At 61.6% G+C, this 21,175-nt stretch carries 14 protein-coding genes; 10 read left to right on the forward strand and 4 right to left on the reverse strand.

Annotation, left to right across the window (positions count from 1 at the left end):
- Positions 1-13: 13 nt before the first annotated feature.
- The 3 genes from GSP01_RS03325 to GSP01_RS03335 all read left to right on the forward strand — a co-directional run bounded on the left by GSP01_RS03325 (position 14) and on the right by GSP01_RS03335 (position 4,362).
- Entirely contained in the window at positions 14-1,279 is a 1,266-nt protein-coding gene (locus GSP01_RS03325; protein WP_141350722.1) for an outer membrane beta-barrel protein, read from the forward strand.
- A gap of 43 nt (positions 1,280-1,322) precedes the next feature.
- Positions 1,323-1,799 carry a flavin reductase family protein gene (locus GSP01_RS03330; RefSeq protein WP_141350724.1) on the forward strand — a complete coding sequence of 159 codons (477 nt, stop codon included), beginning with the start codon at positions 1,323-1,325 and terminating at the stop codon, positions 1,797-1,799.
- 208 nt (positions 1,800-2,007) lie between these two features.
- A complete protein-coding gene (locus tag GSP01_RS03335) occupies positions 2,008-4,362 on the forward strand; it encodes a TonB-dependent receptor (protein ID WP_228123736.1) in 2,355 nt (784 codons plus the stop codon).
- Here the strand turns inward: GSP01_RS03335 and GSP01_RS03340 are convergent.
- Both GSP01_RS03340 and queF read right to left on the reverse strand, forming a co-directional pair.
- Positions 4,356-5,183: an aminoglycoside N(3)-acetyltransferase gene (locus GSP01_RS03340; RefSeq protein WP_141350726.1), complete on the reverse strand. Its 828-nt coding sequence runs from the start codon at positions 5,181-5,183 to the stop codon at positions 4,356-4,358. The genes GSP01_RS03335 and GSP01_RS03340 overlap by 7 nt on opposite strands.
- Before the next feature lie 3 nt (positions 5,184-5,186).
- Positions 5,187-5,675: a preQ(1) synthase gene (gene queF, locus GSP01_RS03345; RefSeq protein WP_099286259.1), complete on the reverse strand. Its 489-nt coding sequence runs from the start codon at positions 5,673-5,675 to the stop codon at positions 5,187-5,189.
- Between the two features lie 169 nt (positions 5,676-5,844).
- Between queF and typA the strand changes: the two genes are divergently transcribed.
- The 3 genes from typA to GSP01_RS03360 all read left to right on the forward strand — a co-directional run bounded on the left by typA (position 5,845) and on the right by GSP01_RS03360 (position 10,483).
- The gene (typA, locus tag GSP01_RS03350) at positions 5,845-7,665 is read left to right on the forward strand and encodes a translational GTPase TypA (RefSeq protein WP_141350977.1); all 1,821 of its coding nucleotides are present in this window, start codon (positions 5,845-5,847) and stop codon (positions 7,663-7,665) included.
- Positions 7,666-7,874: 209 nt separating this feature from the next.
- Positions 7,875-8,216: a hypothetical protein gene (locus GSP01_RS03355; RefSeq protein ID WP_141350728.1), complete on the forward strand. Its 342-nt coding sequence runs from the start codon at positions 7,875-7,877 to the stop codon at positions 8,214-8,216.
- A gap of 98 nt (positions 8,217-8,314) precedes the next feature.
- Positions 8,315-10,483, forward strand: coding sequence for a hypothetical protein (locus tag GSP01_RS03360; RefSeq protein ID WP_141350730.1), 2,169 nt, complete (start codon positions 8,315-8,317; stop codon positions 10,481-10,483).
- 23 nt (positions 10,484-10,506) lie between these two features.
- Here the strand turns inward: GSP01_RS03360 and GSP01_RS03365 are convergent, their stop codons facing one another.
- Both GSP01_RS03365 and GSP01_RS03370 read right to left on the reverse strand, forming a co-directional pair.
- The gene (locus GSP01_RS03365) at positions 10,507-11,763 is read right to left on the reverse strand and encodes a D-amino acid dehydrogenase (protein WP_141350732.1); all 1,257 of its coding nucleotides are present in this window, start codon (positions 11,761-11,763) and stop codon (positions 10,507-10,509) included.
- A 90-nt stretch (positions 11,764-11,853) separates the two neighbouring features.
- Complete coding sequence (locus tag GSP01_RS03370; protein ID WP_141350734.1) at positions 11,854-12,876, reverse strand: NAD(P)/FAD-dependent oxidoreductase; 1,023 nt, start codon at positions 12,874-12,876, stop codon at positions 11,854-11,856.
- A gap of 41 nt (positions 12,877-12,917) precedes the next feature.
- Here GSP01_RS03370 and GSP01_RS03375 point away from each other — a divergent pair, with 41 nt between their 5' ends.
- Genes GSP01_RS03375 through addA form a run of 4 tightly spaced genes read left to right on the forward strand, consistent with a single transcriptional unit; the run spans position 12,918 to position 21,119 of the window.
- Positions 12,918-13,997 (forward strand): glycosyltransferase family 4 protein, encoded by a 1,080-nt coding sequence (locus GSP01_RS03375; protein WP_141350736.1) that lies wholly within the window; start codon positions 12,918-12,920, stop codon positions 13,995-13,997.
- Positions 13,998-14,050: 53 nt separating this feature from the next.
- On the forward strand, positions 14,051-14,500 hold the full coding sequence (tsaE, locus tag GSP01_RS03380) for a tRNA (adenosine(37)-N6)-threonylcarbamoyltransferase complex ATPase subunit type 1 TsaE (RefSeq protein ID WP_141350738.1): 450 nt from the start codon (positions 14,051-14,053) through the stop codon (positions 14,498-14,500).
- Positions 14,497-17,547, forward strand: a complete 3,051-nt coding sequence (addB, locus tag GSP01_RS03385) for a double-strand break repair protein AddB (RefSeq protein ID WP_141350740.1) — start codon at positions 14,497-14,499, stop codon at positions 17,545-17,547. Before tsaE ends, addB begins: the two co-directional genes overlap by 4 nt.
- On the forward strand, positions 17,544-21,119 hold the full coding sequence (addA, locus tag GSP01_RS03390; protein ID WP_141350742.1) for a double-strand break repair helicase AddA: 3,576 nt from the start codon (positions 17,544-17,546) through the stop codon (positions 21,117-21,119). Before addB ends, addA begins: the two co-directional genes overlap by 4 nt.
- The last annotated feature ends 56 nt before the right edge of the window (positions 21,120-21,175 follow it).

The following is a 21,175-nucleotide window of genomic DNA, read 5'->3' on the forward strand; positions in this document are numbered from 1 at the left end:
GAAGGTGGATGGCATGAGGCAGCGTTTCAGTCGGGGGTTTGGGGCGATACTGGCGGTTCTTGCGGGGCTCGGAGTCTCCGCTGCCGGCGCCCAGACCGTGGGAGAGCAGACCGCACCCGGGCAAGGCAAGGCCTGGACGGATCAGTGGTTTTCTGACGTTTCCTTTGGCGCCCAGATCGAGGGCGGGGTGATGGGCAGTTCCAGCCATCCCGCCAGTAACCTTAATTTTGGCCAGCTCCTCTCCCCCTATGCCGATCAGGCAACTCTGAATCAGCTCACCTTCACGCTCACCAAACCGGTCGATCCGATTGGCGGCGGGTATGGTCTGGGAATGAATCTGCGGATGCTTTATGGCTCCGACGCTCGCAGTTACACGATTGCCGGCGTTTCAGACCGCTGGATCAACGGCCGCTATCAAGCCATGCCGGTTTTCGCGAATGTCGCGATTCACATGCCCTGGTTTACGGCCAAAGGGCTGGACGGGCAGATCGGTATCCTGACCTCCCCCATGGGGGTGGAGGCGCTCGATCCCTCGACCCGGGCTTTCTATACGCTGGCCTATACAACGGAATATTCTACGCCGTTCGAGCATGTGGGCGGCATGTTCCAGCTTCATCTGGACGATCATTTCGATCTTCAGTTCGGTGCGGATACCGGCAACCAGACGTCGTTCGGGCGCGGTGACAATAATGGCCGTCCGGCTGGTTATATTGGTGTCACGGGCAACAATCTGGCGGACGGGCATCTGTCCTTCACCTATCTGCTGCGGGTCGGACCGGAAAATGCCGTGCGCTCTCTTGGGGCACGGGCGAATGGTGCCATGCGGTACTGGAACGATCTGAACGGGACCTGGACGTTCTCGAAAAAATGGAGCGTAACGGCGGAGCTGAACCAGCTTCATGACGAAGGCCTGCATGCCGATACATACAGTGCGGTCGTCTGGGGCGGGTGGCACATTCGTCCAAATTTGACCGTCAATGCGCGAGCCGAGCTGTACCGGGATAATACCGGGAGTTTCGTGGCGAGTTTCGCGGAGAACGAAGGCTATGCGCAGGCCATGCTTGGCAATCCGACGCGTTCGGAATCCGCGCCGGCTACGACCTATGGGGCCCTGACGTTGAACACGGTTTGGAGGCCGGATGTGGGACATCACGTCAAGCTGCTACAGTTCCGGCCGGAACTGCGCTTTGACCGCTCGCTCAACAGCACGCGTCCGTTCGATGACCAACACCACATGGGGCGCATCCTGTTCGGGGCGGACATGACGCTGGGGTTTTGAAGGAGAGGTGCGTTTGCCGTCGGATTATGGCAAGGAGATTGTCATGACGACTCCGAACGAAACCGATTTCCGCAAAGCCATGTCCCATTTCGCCACGGGTGTTGCCGTGGTGACGGCCAAAGGCAGCGAAGGCGAGCAGGGTGCGACCATCAGCGCTCTGACGTCCGTGTCCCTCGATCCGCTTCTGCTGCTGATCTGTCTTAACCGGGCCAGCGCGACCTATCGTGCGATTGCGGAAGCCGGGGTGTTCGGCCTCAGCATTCTGGGCAACGACCACAAGGATGTGGCGATGCTGTTCGCCAGCCGCACGGCCGACAAGTTCGGGTCGGATGTGATCGAACGCGCGGCGGACGGCACGGCTTTCGTCCGCGATTCATTGGTCAAGATGCACTGCGAACTGGTTGAGACGTTCCAGGGCGGCACGCATGCCCTGTTCATGGCGCGTCCGGTCTCGCTGGAACTCGACGAAAACCGCGCACCTTTGCTGTATTTCCAGGGCCAGCTCGGCATTACGCTCTGACGCCTGCAAAACTCTGAAGAGACCCGACAGGCTCGTCACCCTTTATGTCTGGGGTGGGGAGCCTGATGTATTTTTGGACAGTTTTTAAACCGGGAAAGCGTTTTTCTGGGAAAAGGAAAGGCATTCAGAAATTTGTTGCGAATGATTCTTATTTCTAATATTGGCCTCTGTAACACAAACAGATATTTCTGTAACCAAGAGGCCCTCGATGACCGGTTCGCTACGTGCGCATATCACTTCGCTGTCAGTTGCGGGAACGCTGCTGATGTCTTCACAGGGCTATGCGGCGGATCCCGTCAAAAAGGATGAGAAACCGGACCCCAAAGCGCGTTCTACGGCAAAATCCCTGAACAGGACGCAGAGCCTTGATGGTGTCGATGCGGAATACCTGACGGTGCAGGGGCATGGCTTCAACACCATGCATAATTCCACCGGTTTGTCGCGGATGCCGCAGGACGTGATGCACACGCCGCAGAACATCAATGTGGTGCCGCAGGCTCTGATGCAGCAGCAGAATGTGAAATCCCTCGATGAGGCCCTGCGGAATGTACCGGGTGTGACGACGTCCATTGGTGAGGGTGCAGGTGGCATGAACGGCGATCAGTTCCTGATCCGCGGTTTTCAGGCCCAGAATGACATTTACGAAGATGGTCTGCGGGATTTCGGCGTCTATTCACGCGATGCGTTCAATTTCGAGACCGTCTCGGTCATCAAGGGGCCGTCTTCCGAAGTGTTCGGTAACGGTACGACGGGCGGCGCTATCAACATGGTCACCAAGACGCCCGGTCTGAAAAACCACTACAACGCCGAGTTTTCTGGCGGTTCTGGTAGCTATTACCGCGGCACGCTGGACGTCAATCAGAAGATCAACGACTCAACAGCCTTCCGGATCACGGGTATGGGCGACGAGCACAATATCGTTGGGCGCGACTATCTGTACTCTCATCGTTGGGGTATTGCGCCGTCGCTGGCCTTCGGGATCGGTAAGAGAACGACGCTGGTTCTGCAATATATGCACCAGCAGGAAAATTCGATTCCGGATTTCGGTGTGCCGGTCGTGACGAAGCCTGGTGCGAAATACGGTCAGCCCATCACGGAATATGGCATCCGTCGCACTAACTGGTATGGGACGGATAATGACCAGAACGCAACGAACGCCAATATGGAAACGGCCCGTTTCAGCTTCAAGCTGAACAGACACATCACGTTCTATGACGATCTGCGCGGCGGGGAATATTACCGGACGTTCGCGGCCTCCAAGGCGACCTGCGATACGACCTGCGTGAACAACTATTTCAGTGGCGATCCGTCTAAGGCGCTCGTGGCGCGCTCGGGGCCGGTCGGTGCAGGCGCCGGGACGGGGGCCGGGACGTATATGGCGCCCCTGCCGTATCAGCAGACGAGCTGGTCCGTGCAAAATGTGGGCTCGATGGTTGCTGATTTCCATACAGGCTTCCTGCGGCATCAGGTCGTTGCAGGTTTTGATATCGAGCGCGTCAATGACGTTCGGTCGCAGTCGACCTATCTGAAGCCCAAGCCGTATGCCAGTCTGGTCAATCCGAACCCGCATGTCGGAAATCTGGATCTGGTGCCGGGGGACATGAATCCGGCTGGGCTCGTCTCACTGGGTTCCCTGGGGGCGAAGTCTCACAGCAATGGATACGGTTTCGATACGGGTCTGTTCCTGTTCGACCAGATCTGGTTCACGAACTGGCTATCCCTCAAGGGTGGCTTCCGCTGGGATCGTTGGCAGACGAGCTATAACCTGACGGGTGGAGATGTTGCGAAAAACCCTGACCAGCATTTCCATGATGTGAGCGGGGTGTTCAATCCCAATGCCAGCCTCGTGCTGACGCCGGATTCGCATCAGACCTATTACTTTACATGGGCCAATTCCACGACGCCGATGGGCATGTATGTGACCAACGGCTCCGTGCCCATCCGTCCAGGCACCAATTCCTTCGCAAGCCCGGAAAAGGCGCAGCTTTATGAACTTGGGGCCAAGTACAGCATCCTGCACGACCGTTTGGGCGTGACGGCGTCGCTGTTCCGGCTGGACAAGGGCAATGCGCTGAATGCGGATCCGGTAACGGGCGAAATTACGGGATCGTCCGACCGGCAGCGTAATCAGGGGCTCGAGCTGTCCGTTGGTGGCATCATTCTGCCGGGCTGGAACGTCTCCGCCACTTATGCCCTGTATGACAGCAGCACCACCTATTCCGCCACGAAGGCCAATCGTGGAAAGAACGTTCAGTATGTGCCGCATAATCAGGCAACGCTGTGGTCGGCCTATAACGCCTTCGCAGGCAAGCCTTACAACGTGACGTTCGGCGGCGGCCTGACATGGCGCGAGCATGTGTGGCTGGATGCGGCCAATACGCTGCGGGCTCCGGCGAATCTGGATTTCAGTGCCATGATCTCGCACCGCTTCAATCAGCACTGGAAAGTGTCGATGAACGGCTACAATCTGGCGAACCGCCTAAACTACCAGAGCCTGTTCTCCAACCGCGCCACGCCGTCCGCCGGACGCATGTTCCTTGGAGAGATTAGCGCGTCTTACTGATCGCTCTGCGGCGACTGTTCCTGCCTGCTCCAGTCCTGCACGGCCATGCGAATGGTCGGGGTGAGCGGGAACAGGCGTGAGGCCGCCGAACCGATATGCCCGTGTCTAAGCAGGGCGTTTCCATCAAGCCTTGCGCCAAAAAGCGTGAAACGCTCTGTTTTCGTCTTGGGGAGGCTGATACGGATCCAGCGGCGCTCTCCATCCGCCGTGATGCAGGTTCCATCCTGGAATCTTGGCCCGTCAGGCTCGGCGAGGCGCTCGGCCAGATGCAACGCCGTGCAGGTGTCCCAGCCCGTCCCGATCATCAGAACCTGCGCATTATGGCTCGACAAGGCCGCAAGCGGGGAATGGGTGCCGAACGGATCCTCCATCGGCTGCGTCGCCAGAATATCCGCAGCCAGCGGCCCTAGAGCAGTGAACGAAACCTGTGGATGGGTGCTGCGCCGCACGCCGGGCCACGTCCGGAAAACTTCGGCGATCTGCCCCATGCCCCGCGTCGGCGTCAGATGCGGGTCATAAGGCGGCATGGTGGCGCGGATCGTCTCCCACCAGCTTTCCGGCGCAGGGGGATTGCACCAGCCTGACGGATCGCTCAGTTCGGAAGACTGTGCGGGCATGACGATCGTCCCGTCCGGGCCGACAGCCTGAAGCAGACTTTCGATCACTGTTCGTGCCCCGCCGCAGACCCAACCGATCCGGCTCAGGGATGTGTGAACCAGCAGTGCCATCCCCGGCAGGACGCCGAGGCGTTGCAGATCCACCACCAGCCGCGCCTGCGTCACAGGGCCGCTGGAGCGGGCGATGGCGGCGGCTTCGGTCACGGTTCAGCCGCGACCGCGATAGCCGGGTACGTCCTGCGCGGGAATCCACACGCCCTTCGGTGGCTCGCCCGTCTGCCAGAAGACGTCGATCGGGATGCCACCGCGCGGATACCAGTAGGCTCCAATGCGCAGCCACTGCGGGTCGAGCAGGGCTACCAGACGCTCAGCGATGGCGATGGAGCAGTCTTCATGGAACGCGCCATGATTGCGGAAGCTGGTCAGGAAGAGTTTGAGGGACTTGCTCTCTACGATCCATTCGCCGGGGATGTAGTCGATGACGATATGCGCGAAATCCGGCTGTCCGGTCACGGGACAGAGCGAGGTGAACTCTGGGGCCGTGAAGCGCACGACATACTGCCGTCCCTGATGCGGGGAGGGGACGCGTTCGAGCACGGCTTCTTCGGGGCTCTGCGGTGTCGTGGTGGCGCGGCCGAGCTGACTGAGGGCGTCGGTACCGGGTGCGGAGGGACCAGTGGGCTGGTGGTTGGACATGGTCTGAATTCCTCAAAGGGGCGGTGTTTTGTGAGATGTGGCCCAGCTTTCCTGCAGGCTCAAGGCGTCTTCGGGGCGAAAAGACGGTGACAGAGTTTGCATATTGGCGGGATTCGGTGCAGAAGACGGCGCAAATCCTCTCTTCGATGCCTCCCGTCTGGAAGACCACATGGAACTCCGTAATATCGCCATCATCGCGCACGTCGATCATGGCAAGACCACGCTGGTTGACGCGCTTCTCAAACAGTCCGGCTCTTTCCGCGACAATCAGCATGTTGCTGATCGTGCGATGGACAGCAACGACCTCGAACGCGAGCGTGGCATCACCATTCTCGCCAAGTGCACGTCCGTTGTGTGGAAAGAAACCCGCATCAACATCATCGATACCCCGGGCCACGCCGATTTCGGCGGTGAGGTCGAGCGTATCCTGAGCATGGTGGATGGCGCGATCATCCTCGTCGATGCTGCTGAAGGCGCGCTGCCGCAGACCAAGTTCGTGCTTGGCAAGGCGCTGGCCCGTGGCATCCGCCCGATCGTCGTCGTCAACAAGATCGACCGTTCCGACGCCCGCCCGGACGAAGTGCACGAAGAGATCTTCGATCTGTTCGCCTCCCTCGGTGCCGACGAGCACCAGCTCGACTTCCCGATGCTTTACGCTTCGGGCCGTCAGGGCTGGGCCGATCTGGAGCTGGACGGACCGAAGAAGGATCTCGCTCCGCTGTTCGACCTCGTACTGCGCCATGTGCCGCAGCCGAACGTGGACAAGGATGCGCCGTTCGGAATGGTCTCCACCATTCTTGAGAGCGACAACTTCCTGGGCCGCATCCTGACGGGTCGTATCGATCAGGGCCGTGCGAAGGTGAACATGCCGGTGCGCGTGCTGCGTCCGGATGGCACGATCGTTGAAACCGGTCGTCTGACGAAGCTGCTGTCCTTCCGTGGCCTCGATCGCGTGCCTGTGGAAGAAGCCGAAGCCGGTGACATCGTGGCCGTGGCTGGTCTGTCCGAAGCGACGATTCCCGACACGATCGCCGATCCGTCCATTGATGCTCCGCTGCCGTCCCGCCCGGTCGATCCGCCGACCCTGTCCATGACCTTCCGCATCAACGACGGTCCGCTGGGCGGTCGTGAAGGCAAGAAGGTGACATCGCGTCAGATCCGCGACCGTCTCTTCAAGGAAACCGAAGGCAACGTGGCCATCAAGGTGACGGAAAGCCCGGAAAGCGAAGCGTTTGAAGTGGCCGGTCGTGGCGAACTTCAGCTTGGCGTTCTGATCGAAACGATGCGTCGCGAAGGCTTCGAGCTAACGATCGGCCGTCCGCGCGTTCTGTTCCGTGAAAACGAAGAGACCGGCGAGCGCGAAGAGCCGTTCGAAGAAGTTCTGGTGGACGTGGACGAGCCTTATTCGGGCGTGGTCGTCGAGAAAATGTCGCTCCGTAAGGGCGTTATGCAGGACATGCGTCCGTCCGGTGGTGGAAAGGTCCGTCTGACGTTCCTGATCCCGTCGCGCGGCCTGATCGGCTATCACGGCGAGTTCCTGACCGACACGCGCGGCACGGGTCTCATGAACCGTCTGTTCCACGGCTATCTGCCATATGTCGGCTCGATCGAAGGCCGTCGCAATGGCTCGCTGATCTCCGCTGAAGACGGAACGACGACGCAGTACGCGCTGTTCTCCCTGCAGGATCGCGGTACGATGTTCGTCGATGCTGGCGAGAAGATCTACATGGGCATGATCCTTGGCGAGCATTCCCGTGAGAACGACCTCGACATCAATGCGGTCCGTGAAAAGAAGCTGACCAACATGCGTGCATCCGGTAAGGACGAAGCCCTGCTTCTGACGCCGCCGCGCCGCATGAGCCTTGAGCAGGCCATCGCTTATATCGAAGACGATGAACTGGTCGAAGTCACGCCGTCCGCCATCCGGATCCGCAAGCGTTATCTGGATCCGCATGAGCGCAAGCGCGCTTCCAAGTCCCGCGAAGGCTGATCCAGCTTTTCACGGACCGCTTGCATTGCAAAGGCCTGCCCTGGAACTCTCAGGGCAGGCCTTTTTTCATGGGTGTATAATGAAGTTTGTCTGAATTGAGGCGTTTTTGTGTATTGCACGGAAGCAGGGCTGAAATTTCATAAAGTTAATGCGCGACCGTGCCCGACAGGAATGATAACGTTTTAGCTAAGGCCACTTCGGAAAACTGAATGCTGGCTTGTCTTTATTTTGTTGTGGAGCTCCGTTTCCAGATGCGTCTTTTCAACCGTTCCCTGATCGCTGCTGTTTCCGCTTTGGCCCTGACGGCTGCTCCGGCGTTCGCCGATCCTACCACGACGGCCGCTGCCGCTGCGCCTGCCGCTGAAGCTCCTGCCGCTCCGGCTGCCGAAGCCACTCCTGCTGCACCTGCAACTGAGTCCGATGCCGCTACGGAGACGGGCACGAAGAAGCATCACGGCAAGGGCAAGAAGCATCACCACAAGCACAAGCACCACAAGAAGACCTCAGCTGCTACGGAGGTCGCTCCGACCGAAGCCGCTCCGTCCAACTGAGGGCAGTCTTCTGACCGGTCACAGGGTCATAGGACACGACACGGGGTCTGCTCAGGCAGACCCTTTTTTTATGGCTCCGTCAGATGCTGGCAGGGCGTGTGCAGGCATTTGCATGCGACCGCAACCCTTACTACGCTGCTGGTATGACTTCCTGTCTTTTGAGCTGGCACGGCTCTATTGTCGCACAGCGTGGCTTCTCGTTGTCTCTGGCGTCCCTGTCCGATGTGATCGCAGGGATGGTGGCTCCCGTCTCGTTGAGTGGGGACGGTGGCCTCGTGGAGGTCCAGCCGATCGATCCATCCGGGGGGCGCCCCCTGTATGCGGTGCGGGCCGGGAATGTTTTTCTGACGGCGACGCCGGGCCATGGATGCGGGACCGCATCACACATCCAGGGCTGGGAACAGTTCCTCGCCCTGCCGGTCGCGCACCTGCCGGAACTGCAGCGGTTGGTATCGCGTCCGTGGTATATTGCTGCTGAATCCTTTCCGGCCTTGCGTCCTGCGATACAGGATTTCCAACTTCGTGTCGGGGACTGGGCGGTTGCTCTGGAAACGCTTGATGTGCAGGCGCAGGCAGACGGGTCTGTTCTTCTGACAGGCGAAAATACATCTCCCCTCCGGTTGGAGCCCTGTCCGTCACCTGAGGTAGAGGCTCTTTTGGAAGACGTTCGTAATGTCGTGCGGCGCGGAGATCAGGCCCCTTGGGCTCGTATCCGAGATTCCTTTGCGAGTCTTCAGTCGGAGGCCTTCAAGGTTGCCTTGTATCCCGAGGATCTGCCCCGCCTGCAATATCTGGCGCTGATCAGTGTGGACTGTGGCGAACTTGCATTGGCGGAGCGTGCGCTGGAACTGGCGCGTCGGGCCGATGATGGCGCGGACATGCTCTACTTCTCAGCCCTTATGGCAATGCGCTGCGGTCATCATGTCCGGGCGGCTGAGCTGCTACAGGCGGCACTCCTGAAGCGTTTCCCGGAAGGTAGTATTCCGCAACGGATGCAGGATCTCGACGTACGCTTGCGTCAGGGTGAAAACGCCCTGTTTCTGGTGCAGGATTGCCTTCAGCATCTCCGTCTGCAGCCTTTTGACGAACTGTTTGAACGGGTTCTGACGCCCATGCCGCTTTCGGAGCAGGATGGGGCGGACATCCGACAGGTTTATGGACATCGCTTCGAGGAGACGTCTCTGCGTCTCGGGGAGAAACCCCGGCAGGCCTTGCTGGAACTGGACCGGCGTTTTAACGGGGACAGTTACTGGAATGCTCTTTGTGGCGGGCATCAGTTCTGGCTTGCGGGCAATGTGGATGCCGCTGACAGTCAGTATGCGGCGGCCAAGGCTCTGTCCATCCGGACCGGGCTCATGCCGATCCATTATAATTGTGGCGTGTTATCCTGGCTGGGCGGTCCTGCGCGTGAGGGTATGGAGCAGCCGGTTCCTGACCGTCTGGGCATGGGGGAATGGCACTGGGAGGCTAGTGTTGTTCCTGGCGATGTCCCGGGGGATCAGCTACCCGCGCTCTGTCTCGTTTTTGGGTGCGACGCCGGGTATTTCCGTTTCCTGCCCAAGTTGCTGCTGTCTCTGTTGAAGCTTTGTGCCCGCCGCCCGGATCCGTCTTTCCGGATCCGGCTGTGTCTGGGGATCGATACGCCGGCGCCGGAGCAGCTTGCGTTCATGCGCGAACTGATCAATGCCGTCTCGCAAAAGGATTTCGGTCTCGATGTCACCTTGGCTCATGGCCGTCTGACATGGCGCGATGCCGCGACCTATACGGCGATCCGTTATCTGATGTTGCCTGAAGTGGTGCGGCGTTATGCCTGTCCTGTCATCACCGCCGATTGTGACGGCTATTTCCCGGATGACTTTTTGACGCTGTTCGATGAGCTCAGGGCAACGGCCGATTATGGATTCCGGCTCTATGCCTATGACCATGAGGGGCGGCAGACTTTCGGTGAGCCCTGGGGGTTTGGTGCGGGGATCTCATGGTTCGGGGAAGCTGACCGGCTGCCGGAGATTGCGGCATTCCTGCATGACTATCTTCAGGTCGCCTATGATCCGGCCAATCCGACGAACTGGTGCATCGATCAGTGCGCGCTCGTACAGTCTTTCCGGCGATTTGTGGCGCCGCGCTGGAGCGATCTGCGGATCCGCTTCATGGATGAAGGAACGCCGTTGATGGTCATGCCGCATCATGTGGGCGGCAAGGACGAACTTCTGCGCCGGGACGGGAGCGTCTCGATGCAGGATGTCCGGGCGTTTGTCTGCCGTCCGTAAGCTCTTGCGGACGGCAGACATTCTCAGATGCCGTAACGGTCCAGAGACAGGTCGAGGGACGGAATCGCCGTCTGTCGGTCCGAGATCTGGTCTGCGACAATCTGGCCGGAGCCTGCCGCCATCGTCCAACCCAGCGTGCCATGGCCGGTGTTGAGCCACAGATTGCCGTAGCGCGGTGAGGGGCCGACGATCGGCGTGCCGTCCGGCGTGCAGGGGCGCAGGCCCGTCCAGTATTTCGCAGACGACAGATCGCCGCCGCCGTACATTTCGCTGAAGGATAGTTCCAGAGTCTCGCGACGGTCGGGGCTGAGGCGCAGGTTGAAACCATTCAGCTCCGCCGTGCCGCCAATGCGGATGCGGTCGCCAAGGCGCGTGATGGCGACCTTGTAGGTCTCGTCATTGACGGTGGAGATGGGCGCGCGGCTTTCGTCTGTGATTGGCATGGTCAGGGAGTAACCCTTGACTGGATAGATCGGCAGACGCAGTTCCAATGGCTTGAGGAAGCGCGGTGAATAGCTGCCAAGCGCCAGAACATAGCGGTCCGCTGTCATACGTCCTGCGCTGGTGCGGATGCTGACGATGGCGTCACTGGCGGCTTCCAGAGCCTCGATCGTGACGCCGAGATGGAACTTCACGCCCTTTTCCTCGGCCATCTTGGCCAGACGACGTGTGAAGAGGTGGGCATCGCCCGTCTGGTCTCCGGGGAGCAGTAGACCGGCCTTGAGCAGATGTCGTGCATGGGCGAGGCCGGGTTCGCGGGCAAGGATCTCATCCACGGTCAGCAGCTTGTGCTCAACGCCGCTTTCGGCCAGCAGACGCATGTCCTCGGCAGCGTATTCGACCTGACTATCCGTGCGGAAAAGCTGGATCAGGCCCTTCTGGGCGCCATCATAGGTGATGCCGGTCTCGGCGCGCAGGGCGTCCAGACGGTCGCGGGCGTATTCCGCAATCCGCAGCATCCGGCCCTTGTTGATGTCATAGGCCTTTTCCGTACAGTTCATGAGCAGTTCGCCCATGAAGCGGAACATGGCCGTGTCGAGGCGCGGGCGCACGACAAGGGGGCTGTGCTTTTCGAACATCCATTTCGCGGCCTTAAACGGCAGGCCCGGCATGGCCCAGGGCGTCGAATAGCCGGGGGAGACCTGACCCGCATTGGCAAAGGACGTTTCCAGACCAACACCCGGCTGGCGGTCTATGACTTCGACTTCATGGCCTTCCTGAGCGAGATACCATGCCGTTGTCACGCCGATGACGCCGGCGCCCATAACGATGACTTTCATATCTGTCCTGCTGTGTTGTCGTTCGTGAAACCGCCCTGAAGCTATGAAAGCCAGCTCAGTGCTGTGGGAAAATCTGTCTGGCCCGTTTTGTCAGCCCGGCACGCCCTTGCTGGTCGAATATTCGAAATGCAGGGCCGTGTCGGGATGGACGATGGCATGGATGGCATGGGCCGCCATGGCGCCTTCGGAGAAGCCCTGAAGGATCAGCTTCAGTTTGCCCGGATAGGTCGCCACGTCCCCGATCGCGAAAATGCCCGGCGTGCTGCTCTCCAGTGTGGCCGGGGTGACGGGGACGGTGTTGCGATGCGTGTCCAGGCCCCAGAGCGCGATTGGCCCCAGATCAGTGGACAGGCCATAGAACGGCAGAAGCGCATCGGCTTCGATATGGCGTGACGTGCCTTCAAGGGTCGTGACTTCCACAGTGGAAAGCACACCGTCCGCGCCGTGCAGGGCATGGAGCTGATAGGGCACAACCTTTTCGATTTTCCCGGCCGCGATCTGCTGTTCGATACGAGACAGCGTCTCGGGTGCACCGCGGAAGCGGTCCCGGCGATGCAGCAGATAGACCTGGGCGGCCACTTCGGAGAGGGACAGGGCCCAGTCCAGCGCGGAATCGCCACCGCCGGCGACTACAACGCGCTTGCCGGTAAAGTCGGCGCGTTTCTTGACGTAATACTGCACGGCCCCCGTGCGCTCATAGGCTTCAAGCCCGTCGAGTGGTGGTCGGTTTGGCCCGAATGCGCCGGCACCGGCTGCGATGATGACGGCCTTCGCGTTGATGACGTCGCCGCGTGCCGTCTTCAGCGTGAAAGCCCCACGCTGGCCTTCCAGCGTTTCGACCCGTGAACCCAGCAGGCGCGGCACGTCGAACGGTGCGATCTGCTGTTCGAGAGCCTCGATCAGCGCACCGCCTTCGATGGCGGGATGGGCCGGGATGTCGTAGATCGGCTTCTCCGGGTAGAGCGCAGCACATTGTCCGCCGACGCTGTCGAGCGCGTCGATCAGGACGCAGGACAGTTTGAGCATGCCACATTCAAACGCGGCGAAGAGAGCGGTCGGACCGGCGCCGACAATCGCGACATCGGTGTTGAGGGTCTGGGATGCAGTCGTCATGATCTGTTTCATAATCGGTTTGAAGGGGTTGGGGTAGGGCATTGAAGGCACGATATGCGTTTGTAATTCAGGACCTGAAGGGCTTCGGCGGGACGGAGCGTTCGACTTCCGTCATCATGAACGGACTGGCGCGTCGGGACTGCGACGTGCGGCTGGTGGAACTGGTCGGCAGGGACACTCCGGCCTTCCCGCTTGCCCCCGGAATTTCCGTCACATCTCTGTTCGACCGGTCGGTAAAGATCTTCAATTCCTGGTTCCGCATTGTCTGGCGTCTGTCGCGTTTTCTGAAACGGGAGAAGATTGACACGCTAGTGGTCGTGGAATCTACGCATGCGCTCTATGGCGTGGCGGCGGCACGGCTTGCGGGTGTGCGCTGCGTGGTGTGGGAGCATTTCAATTTCAACGTGACGCTGAACCGTCGCAAGCGAGTTTGGGGGCGGCAGATTGCCGCGCGCTGGGCCGACGATGTCGTCGTTCTGACCCGGCGGGATACGGCGCTGTGGCGCGAGGGGACGATGGTTCGGGCGCGTTTGATCGCCATTCCGAACATGGCTCCCCCCGTGACGGAAAGGCCTTATCCGGCAACCTCCCGTATGGTTCTGGCGGCGGGACGCCTGACCGAACAGAAGGGCTATGACCTGTTGCTGCGGGCCTGGCGGATTGTGGAGCAGGACCCGGCGAGCATGGGCTGGGACCTCCTGATCCGGGGAGATGGGCCGGATCGTGATGCTTTGCTGCAACAGGCGGAAGGGTTGCATCGCGTGACGATCGTGCCTGCGACCGGAGACATCGAGGCTGATTACGCCCGCGCCGCGCTTTTCGTGGCCTCCTCACGTTATGAGGGGCTGCCGATGGTTCTACTCGAGGCCATGTCAGCAGGGGTGCCGGTCGTGGCGTTCGACTGTGAGACGGGGCCTGCGGAAATCGTGCGCGACGGCGAGAACGGATTGCTCGTCCCGCCGGAAGAGCCGGAGGCCCTGGCTGTAGCCCTGTTGGAGCTGATGCGCGCGCCCGAACGGCGTCAGGCCATGTCGGCTGCTGCCCGGGTTCGGGCTGCTGCATTTCAGGAAGAGCCTGTCATGGCGCGCTGGATGGAGCTTCTCCAGAACGGCAGTCGCTGATCTGCTCCCGAACGCCCTTGCTGGCACAGGGGCGTCGGGTCCACATTGGCGTCATGCAGATACGCCTTGATGACCAGCTTGCGACCGAAACTCTGGCGGCTCTGATTGCCGACCGTTGTACGCCCGGAGACTGTCTTGCACTCTCCGGCGGTCTGGGAGCCGGAAAAAGCACGTTTTCCCGGGGTTTCCTCCGCCATCTGGCTCAGGACCCGCAGATGGAAGTTCCCAGCCCCAGCTTCGCGCTCGTACAGCCTTACGAGACGCCCAAAGGAACGATTTACCATTATGATCTGTGGCGTCTGGACGGGCCGGATGCGCTGTATGAACTGGCTTGGGACGAGGCGTGCGAGGGCATCATGCTGGTTGAATGGCCGGAACGGGCTGGGGATTTGCTGCCGGAAGGCGCACTGCATCTCACATTTACCCCAGGAGACACCGAAGATTCTCGCGTCGTGGAACTGACGGGCTGGCCTGAAAAGCGCCTGACAGGACTGAACCCATGAGCGGCGTCGTCACCATTGCGGGCACGGAACCGTTTCTGGACCGTGTGGCGCAGGAATGGCTTGAGCAGGACCCGGCAGCCGGAACGGATGGTCCCGGTCTGATCCTTGTTCCCAGCCGTCGTGCTGGCCGTGCGTTGATGGAGGCGTTCCTGCGGGTTCTGGACACGCAGGCCGCACTTTTGCCGCGCATCGTCGCGATCAATGATGTGGACGAAGATGCTCTGGCGTCCATCGGGATCGATGTCGTTCTGCCTCCTGCAGTGGAGTCGCAGCGGCGTCTGGCAGTGCTGTCGATGCTGATCCTTCAGACCCCCCTTGTGAGTGTCGGGGTGGACAGCACCAAGGGGATTGACCGGGCCTGGCCGCTCGCCAAGGCACTGGCGGATCTGATGGACGAGGCCGAACGCAGCGGTGTCGATCTGGCCGAGCGGCTTCCGGACGCGGTGGAGGAGCGCTTCTCCGATCACTGGCAGCAGACGTTGAAATTTCTTGAGATCGTCACTGCCGTCTGGCCGAAATGGCTGGAAGAAGAGGGGCTATGTAACCCGGTGGCGCGGCAGATCGCGCGTCTGAAGGCGCAGGCCCGCGCCTGGGAGGAAAAACCGCCGCTCACGCCCGTCTGGGGCGTGGGATTTGCGGACGGGTCTGCGGCGGTATCGGATGTTCTGGCTGTGGTGGCGCGGCTGCCCGCCGGGGTCGTGATCCTGCCGGGGGTGGATCTGGGAATGGCGGACGAGATCTGGGATGCCCTGCCGCCGTCGCATCCGCAGGCCGGTCTGAAGGAAATCCTTGCGGATCTGGGGCTGTCCCGCAAGGAGCTGGCGGGTTGGGATGGCGGACGGGACCGTGGACGTGAGCTGATGCTGCGCGAGGTGTTGCTTCCGGAACAGGGTATCGCCCATTGGGGGCAGGACAGCCGCCCGCGTGATATCGCAGGTCTTTCCATTCTGCCCGCGCAGGACCAGCAGCAGGAAGCGCAGGCCATTGCGCTGATCCTGCGCGATGTCGTGTCTGAAGCCGGGAAAACCTGCGCGCTCGTCACGCCGGACCGGGCGCTGGCGCAGCGTGTGGGGACCGAGCTTTTGCGTTTCGGGATCTATGCCGATGACAGTGCGGGTGAGTCCTTGTCTCAGACACCGGCCGCCGTGTTCCTGCGCCTCATTGCGACCGCTGCCGAAGTGCAGCTTTCTCCCGTCGCGCTACTTTCCGTCCTGAAACATCCGCTCGCTGCTCTGGGGCGCACGCCGGGGGACTGCCACGCTTCCGCTCGGCGATTGGAACGGCTCCTGCTGCGTGGGCCTGCTCCCGCGCCCGGTATTGCTGGACTGAAAGCCGCCCTGCGGGAATATACTGACAAGAAAAATGTTCCCGATCACGGTGCCAGCGCGGACGCCCCGGACGAGCCGGAAGGCCCCGCCGCCTTCATCGCGCGGATCGAGCGGGCTTTCGATCCGCTTCTGTCCATCGAGGGCGCTATTCCCTTGCCGGACCTGCTCGAACGCCTGATCCACACGGCGGAAGCTTTGGCGTCTACGGCGGAAGAGCTGGAGGCGTCGGAAGACGAACCTCGTCATCCGGGCGCGCGCCTGTGGCTCGGTGAGGATGGTGAGGCGCTTTCGCGACATCTGGCGGCGTTGATCGTCAATACCGGTATTCTCCCGCCGCAGCGCCTGACGCATCTGGATTCGTTTCTCAATACTTCCATGGCTGGGCAGATGCTGACGGGCTTGCGGGCGCATCGGGGGGGCGTGGAACTGTCGCATCCGCGTGTCTCGATTCTCGGAGTGCTGGAAGCGCGGCTTCTGGCGTTCGATGTCGTGGTGCTGGGCGGGCTGAATGAAGGCGTCTGGCCTCCCGCGACCGATCCGGGACCGTGGCTGAGCCGCCCGATGCGCGTGCGTGTCGGTCTGCCTTCTCCGGAGCGGCAGACGGGTGTGAGCGCGCATGATTTCGTTTCGACCATTCTGGCGTCGAAGGAAGCAGTGTTCGCCAGTTCGGCTCGGCGTGAGGGCGCGCCCGGCGTTCCTGCGCGGTGGATGGTCCGAATGGATGCGTTTCTTGGTGGGCGTTCCCAGAACCTGCCGGTGCACCCCGCGCTGGACTGGCAGCGCTGTCTCGATCAGCCGCTCGCAGGCGCCGAGGCTGTGGCGCCGCCCGAACCGCGTCCACCCGTCGCTCTGCGTCCTCGGGGTCTCAGTATTACGGAAATCGAGACCTGGATGCAGGATCCGTACGCGATTTACGCCAAGCATGTTCTGAAGCTCCGGGCGCTCAGACCATTGGAGGAAGGCGCGGAACACGCTGATTTCGGCATGATCGTGCATGATGCGATGGAACGCGTCCTGCGGGACTTCCCCGAGCGCTGGCCAGCCAATGCGAGCGTTATTCTGCGACGTGTTTTTGCTGAGGAACTGGCGAAAGCGAACATGCGTCCGGCGCTTGTGAACTGGTGGGGGCCGCGTCTGGTTCGAATTGCGGACTGGGTGGCGGAAAAGGAAGCCGCTTACCGGCTTGAGATGGAAGACAGCGGCCCGGCGCAGGGACGCTTCGTGGAGGTCACGGCATCTTTCCGTCTTCAGGGGGCTGTTGCGCCGTTCGAACTGCGCGGTCGTGCAGACCGGATCGATATCGGGACCGATGGTCTGGCGACGGTCTTTGATTACAAAACCGGGCAGCCGCCCAGCGGAAAGAATGTTGCGGAAGGTTGGTCCGTGCAACTCGTGCTGGAAGGTGCGCTGCTGGCGAAGGGAGCCTTTAAGGATGTTCCGGCCGTGGAGACAAAGCAGTTGCTCTACTGGCATCTGACCGGCGGGGACGAGCCGGGTAAAGAAAGCGAAGTGCCTGGCTCACGTTCCGGCACGGATGCGCCGACCCTGATCGGTGAGGCCATGGAAAAACTCCGGACCCTGGTGGACGAATACGACACGCCCGATCAGCCCTACCGTTCCCAGCCCTGGGCCGGCCATGTCCCGCGCTACACCGATTACGCGCAGCTTGCCCGCGTAGATGAATGGCGCGCGGCCTATGCGGAAGGAGAGGGCGAATGAACGACATGCCGCCTGTCACACGCCCCATCACCCGCGACGAAGTTATTGCCGCTGCCGATCGTACGCAGCGTCAGGCGTCCGATCCGCGCGTTTCTGTATTCGTCTCGGCCTCGGCGGGTTCGGGCAAGACCAAGCTGCTGATCGACCGTCTGCTTCGGCTCATGCTGCCGCTCTATGTGCAGACCGAGGACGGCGACACCATTCTGGCGGATGGCACGCATCCCTCGCGTATCCTGTGCCTGACCTACACCAAGGCCGCCGCTGCCGAGATGGCCAACCGGCTTCAGCAAAAACTGGGGAGCTGGGTCTCGCTGCCGGATGAGACGCTTGGTGCGGAGCTGGAAAGCCTCGACGTTCCCAATACGGACGAAACCCGCGCCCGTGCCCGCGCCTTGTTCCTGTGCGTGCTCGATCTGCCGGGGGGGCTGCGGATCGAAACGATCCACGCCTTCTGTCAGTCGCTGCTGCGGCGGTTTCCGCTGGAAGCCTCGGTCGATCCGCATTTCACACTGATGGAAGAGACCGACACCACACTGGCCCTGCGCGAGGCGATGGAAGACGGTCTGGCCCGTTCGCCGGAGCTTGCGGCTGACGTGGCTGGCACAGTGGGCCTGGACCGTTTCTTTCAGCGCATCCGCACGCTGAACATGGAGGAAAGCCGCGCTCGTCCGCTGCTGGAGCGCTGGAAGACTTTGCCTGAGAGTGTGGTCAGTGCCTATCGCAAGGCTCTGAACGCCGGGCAGCAGAGCCTTGAAGAACTTGAGGCTCTCGCCTGCCGTCCGCCGAAGGAAGACGAGCTGCGGGCCGGATTGCGTGACGTGCTCGGGGTCGTGACACCTACCGCCCGAGTCAACGTCGAGCAGATGCTGGCATGGCTCGGGACGGAACCGGCCAAGCGGGCGCCTGCCGTCTGGGCGAAATGCCTCCTGACGGACAAAGGAACCGTGCGGCAGATGAACCGGATCGTCGCCAAGAAGGCGCAGGAGGCCGTTCCGGGGATTGCGCCTTTGCTGGAAGACGAGGCGCAACGACTGGTGGATCTTCAGTCCAATCTCAAAAGCGTGCGTCTGGTCCTGTTAAACCGTGCCCTGCTGGGTCTCGCCGCACCCATGTTGACGGCGTTTCAGGACGGCAAGTCCGCCCGCGGCTTGGTGGATTACAACGATCTCATTCAGGAAACCCGCAATCTTCTGCGCGATCCGGGTGCGGCCTGGGTGCTCTACAAGCTTGATGGCGGCATTGACCATCTGCTTCTGGATGAAGTGCAGGACAATTCCGGCCTGCAATGGGAAATCGCCGGTGCGCTGACGTCCGAGTTTTTTGCGGGTGAGGGCGCGTGGGATATGGGACCGCGCCCACGCACCATTTTTGCGGTTGGTGATTACAAACAGTCGATCTACGGATTTCAGGGCGCCCAGCCTGAAGAGTTCCACCGCTGGCGCACCGCGTTCGCGGACCGTGTCCGCAATGCTGGGCTGCTATGGCGCGATCCGGAACTGAATGTCTCCTTCCGCTCGGTGCCTCCCGTCCTGTCCTTCGTGGACGCGGTATTCTCCCAGCCTCTCGCCGCGCATGGTCTGTTGCAGGAAGGCGAAAAGACGCTCCGCCCGCATGTCTCGGCCCGTCCGGGGCAGGGGGGGCGTGTGGAATTGTGGCCGCTCGTCCCCGTCGTTCAGGGCGAAGACGATGACGAGGGCCTGACGCCATGGCGTGCGCCTTCCGCCAATACCGGACAGCGTAGCGCGCCCCAGCGCCTCGCCGAAGCGCTTGCGGAATGGATCGACCAGCAGATCGGGCGTCCGCCTCAGCCGGGGCAGGCGCCTCTGACCGCGGGCGATGTGCTGATCCTCGTCCCCCGGCGCTCGCCGTTCCTGCGCTCGCTGATCCGGGCTCTGAAATCGCGCAATGTGCCAGTCGCAACGCTGGTGCGGGTCGGGTTGACGCAGCAGGTGGCGGTCCGCGATCTCATGACGCTCTGCGCGACTCTGCTCTTGCCGCAGGATGACCTGACACTGGCTGCCGTCCTGACTTCCCCCCTCGGCGGGCTGACGGACGACTCGTTGATGGCGCTCGCCACCCATAATGGCACGGTCCATGCCCTCGGCCCGAAAGGCCAGCCGCTCTGGACCGTTCTGCGCGAACGGCATCGGGAGCGCGAGGACTGGCGTGCGGCGTGGGAGATGCTGTCCACGCTTTATGCGCGCGTCGATTATGCATCTCCGTACCGGCTACTGGCGGAAACGCTGGGTCAGCATGGTGGCCGCACGAGACTTCTGCGGCGTCTGGGGCCGGAGGCAGCCGAGCCGGTGGACGAGCTTCTGACGGCGGCGTTACGCTATGAAGGGCTGCACCCGCCGTCGCTTCAGGGTTTTCTGCACTGGCTCGAAGCCAGCGAGATCAGCAGTAAACGTGAGGCCGAAAGCGAGCTCGGCGCTGTTCGCGTCATGACCGTGCATGGCTCCAAGGGGCTTCAGGCTCGTCTGGTCGTGATGCCGGATACAACGTCAAAACCTCCACCTGGGAGCGATTTCCTGTGGGAAGAAGCGGGGGCGTTCGAACTCCCGCTCTGGGTGCCGAAAAAGGACATGGGCACGCAGGTCACGACGGCCCTGTCGGAGCGAGATGCCGAAAAATCTCGGGCGGAGAGCAATCGCCTGCTCTACGTTGCCCTGACCCGCGCCAGTGACTGGCTGGTGATCTGTGGGGCCGGGGCCAAGCGCGAGCCCGATGATAAAAGCTGGTATCGGCAGTGCGAGGCCGGGTTCAAGCAACTGGACAATGCGCGTTCCGAGCCGATGGATTCCGGCTGGGACGGCGAGCGGCTCGTGTTGGAAGAGGCTCGGACACTCGCTCCCGTCGCATTTCGGGGCAAGGGCGTTGAACCACCTTGTGCAGCCCTGCCGGACTGGATGGGCCGTGCTCCGGACTGGAAGCCGTCTATTGCCCAGCGCGAGGACGCCATGACGCGACCGCTCGCGCCCAGCCGTCCGGATGGGGCGGAGTTCGGTGAACTTCCGGCAACGCGTTCACCACTGGAGCTGCTGGCCGGTCGCTCCACACCGGTGCGGGAACAGGCCATGCGGCGCGGCACGATGATCCATCGTCTGCTCCAGCTTCTGCCAGAAACGCCGTCCGCCGAACGCGAGGCCGTGGCCCTGCGTTGGCTGTCCCGCCGGGCTCTGGGGCTGACGGAAGCGGAAATCGATCGTCTGGCGCAGCAGGTTCTGGGCGTCCTGTCTCATCCCGACCTCGCGCCCTTGTTTGCGCCCGGAAGCCGTGCGGAGCAGCCGATTTCCGGTGTCAGCGCGGGCCGAGTGGTTCTGGGGCAGGTTGATCGTCTGCGGATCGGGGACGGGCAGATCTGGCTCTGCGATTACAAGACAAATCGCAATCCGCATCTGCGGGCGGAGCGTACACCGGTTGTCTATCTGCGGCAGATGGCGGCCTATCGTGCCGTTCTGGAGCAACTTCATCCGGGCTACGATATTCACTGTTCTCTGGTCTGGACGGAAGGACCTGCCGTTGTCACACTTCCGTCCTTGCTTCTGGATCAGGTCTGCTCTGGTGCTTGATGCAGATCAAAAGCCCCCTTGCAGTGAGGGGCAGGGCAGCCGATATCCATTTTCAT

The organism is Gluconobacter sphaericus NBRC 12467, assembly GCF_006539125.1.
Lineage (GTDB): Bacteria > Pseudomonadota > Alphaproteobacteria > Acetobacterales > Acetobacteraceae > Gluconobacter > Gluconobacter sphaericus.

Bases quoted from the DNA above. Each gene is read 5' to 3' on its own strand.
- GSP01_RS03325 (WP_141350722.1), top strand. From the start codon at position 14: ATGAGGCAGCGTTTCAGTCGGGGGTTTGGGGCGATACTGGCGGTTCTT.
- GSP01_RS03330 (WP_141350724.1), top strand. From the start codon at position 1,323: ATGACGACTCCGAACGAAACCGATTTCCGCAAAGCCATGTCCCATTTC.
- GSP01_RS03335 (WP_228123736.1), top strand. From the start codon at position 2,008: ATGACCGGTTCGCTACGTGCGCATATCACTTCGCTGTCAGTTGCGGGA.
- queF (WP_099286259.1), bottom strand. From the start codon at position 5,675: ATGTCCAACCACCAGCCCACTGGTCCCTCCGCACCCGGTACCGACGCC.
- typA (WP_141350977.1), top strand. From the start codon at position 5,845: ATGGAACTCCGTAATATCGCCATCATCGCGCACGTCGATCATGGCAAG.
- GSP01_RS03355 (WP_141350728.1), top strand. From the start codon at position 7,875: ATGCTGGCTTGTCTTTATTTTGTTGTGGAGCTCCGTTTCCAGATGCGT.
- GSP01_RS03365 (WP_141350732.1), bottom strand. From the start codon at position 11,763: ATGAAAGTCATCGTTATGGGCGCCGGCGTCATCGGCGTGACAACGGCA.
- GSP01_RS03370 (WP_141350734.1), bottom strand. From the start codon at position 12,876: ATGACGACTGCATCCCAGACCCTCAACACCGATGTCGCGATTGTCGGC.
- tsaE (WP_141350738.1), top strand. From the start codon at position 14,051: ATGCAGATACGCCTTGATGACCAGCTTGCGACCGAAACTCTGGCGGCT.
- addB (WP_141350740.1), top strand. From the start codon at position 14,497: ATGAGCGGCGTCGTCACCATTGCGGGCACGGAACCGTTTCTGGACCGT.
- addA (WP_141350742.1), top strand. From the start codon at position 17,544: ATGAACGACATGCCGCCTGTCACACGCCCCATCACCCGCGACGAAGTT.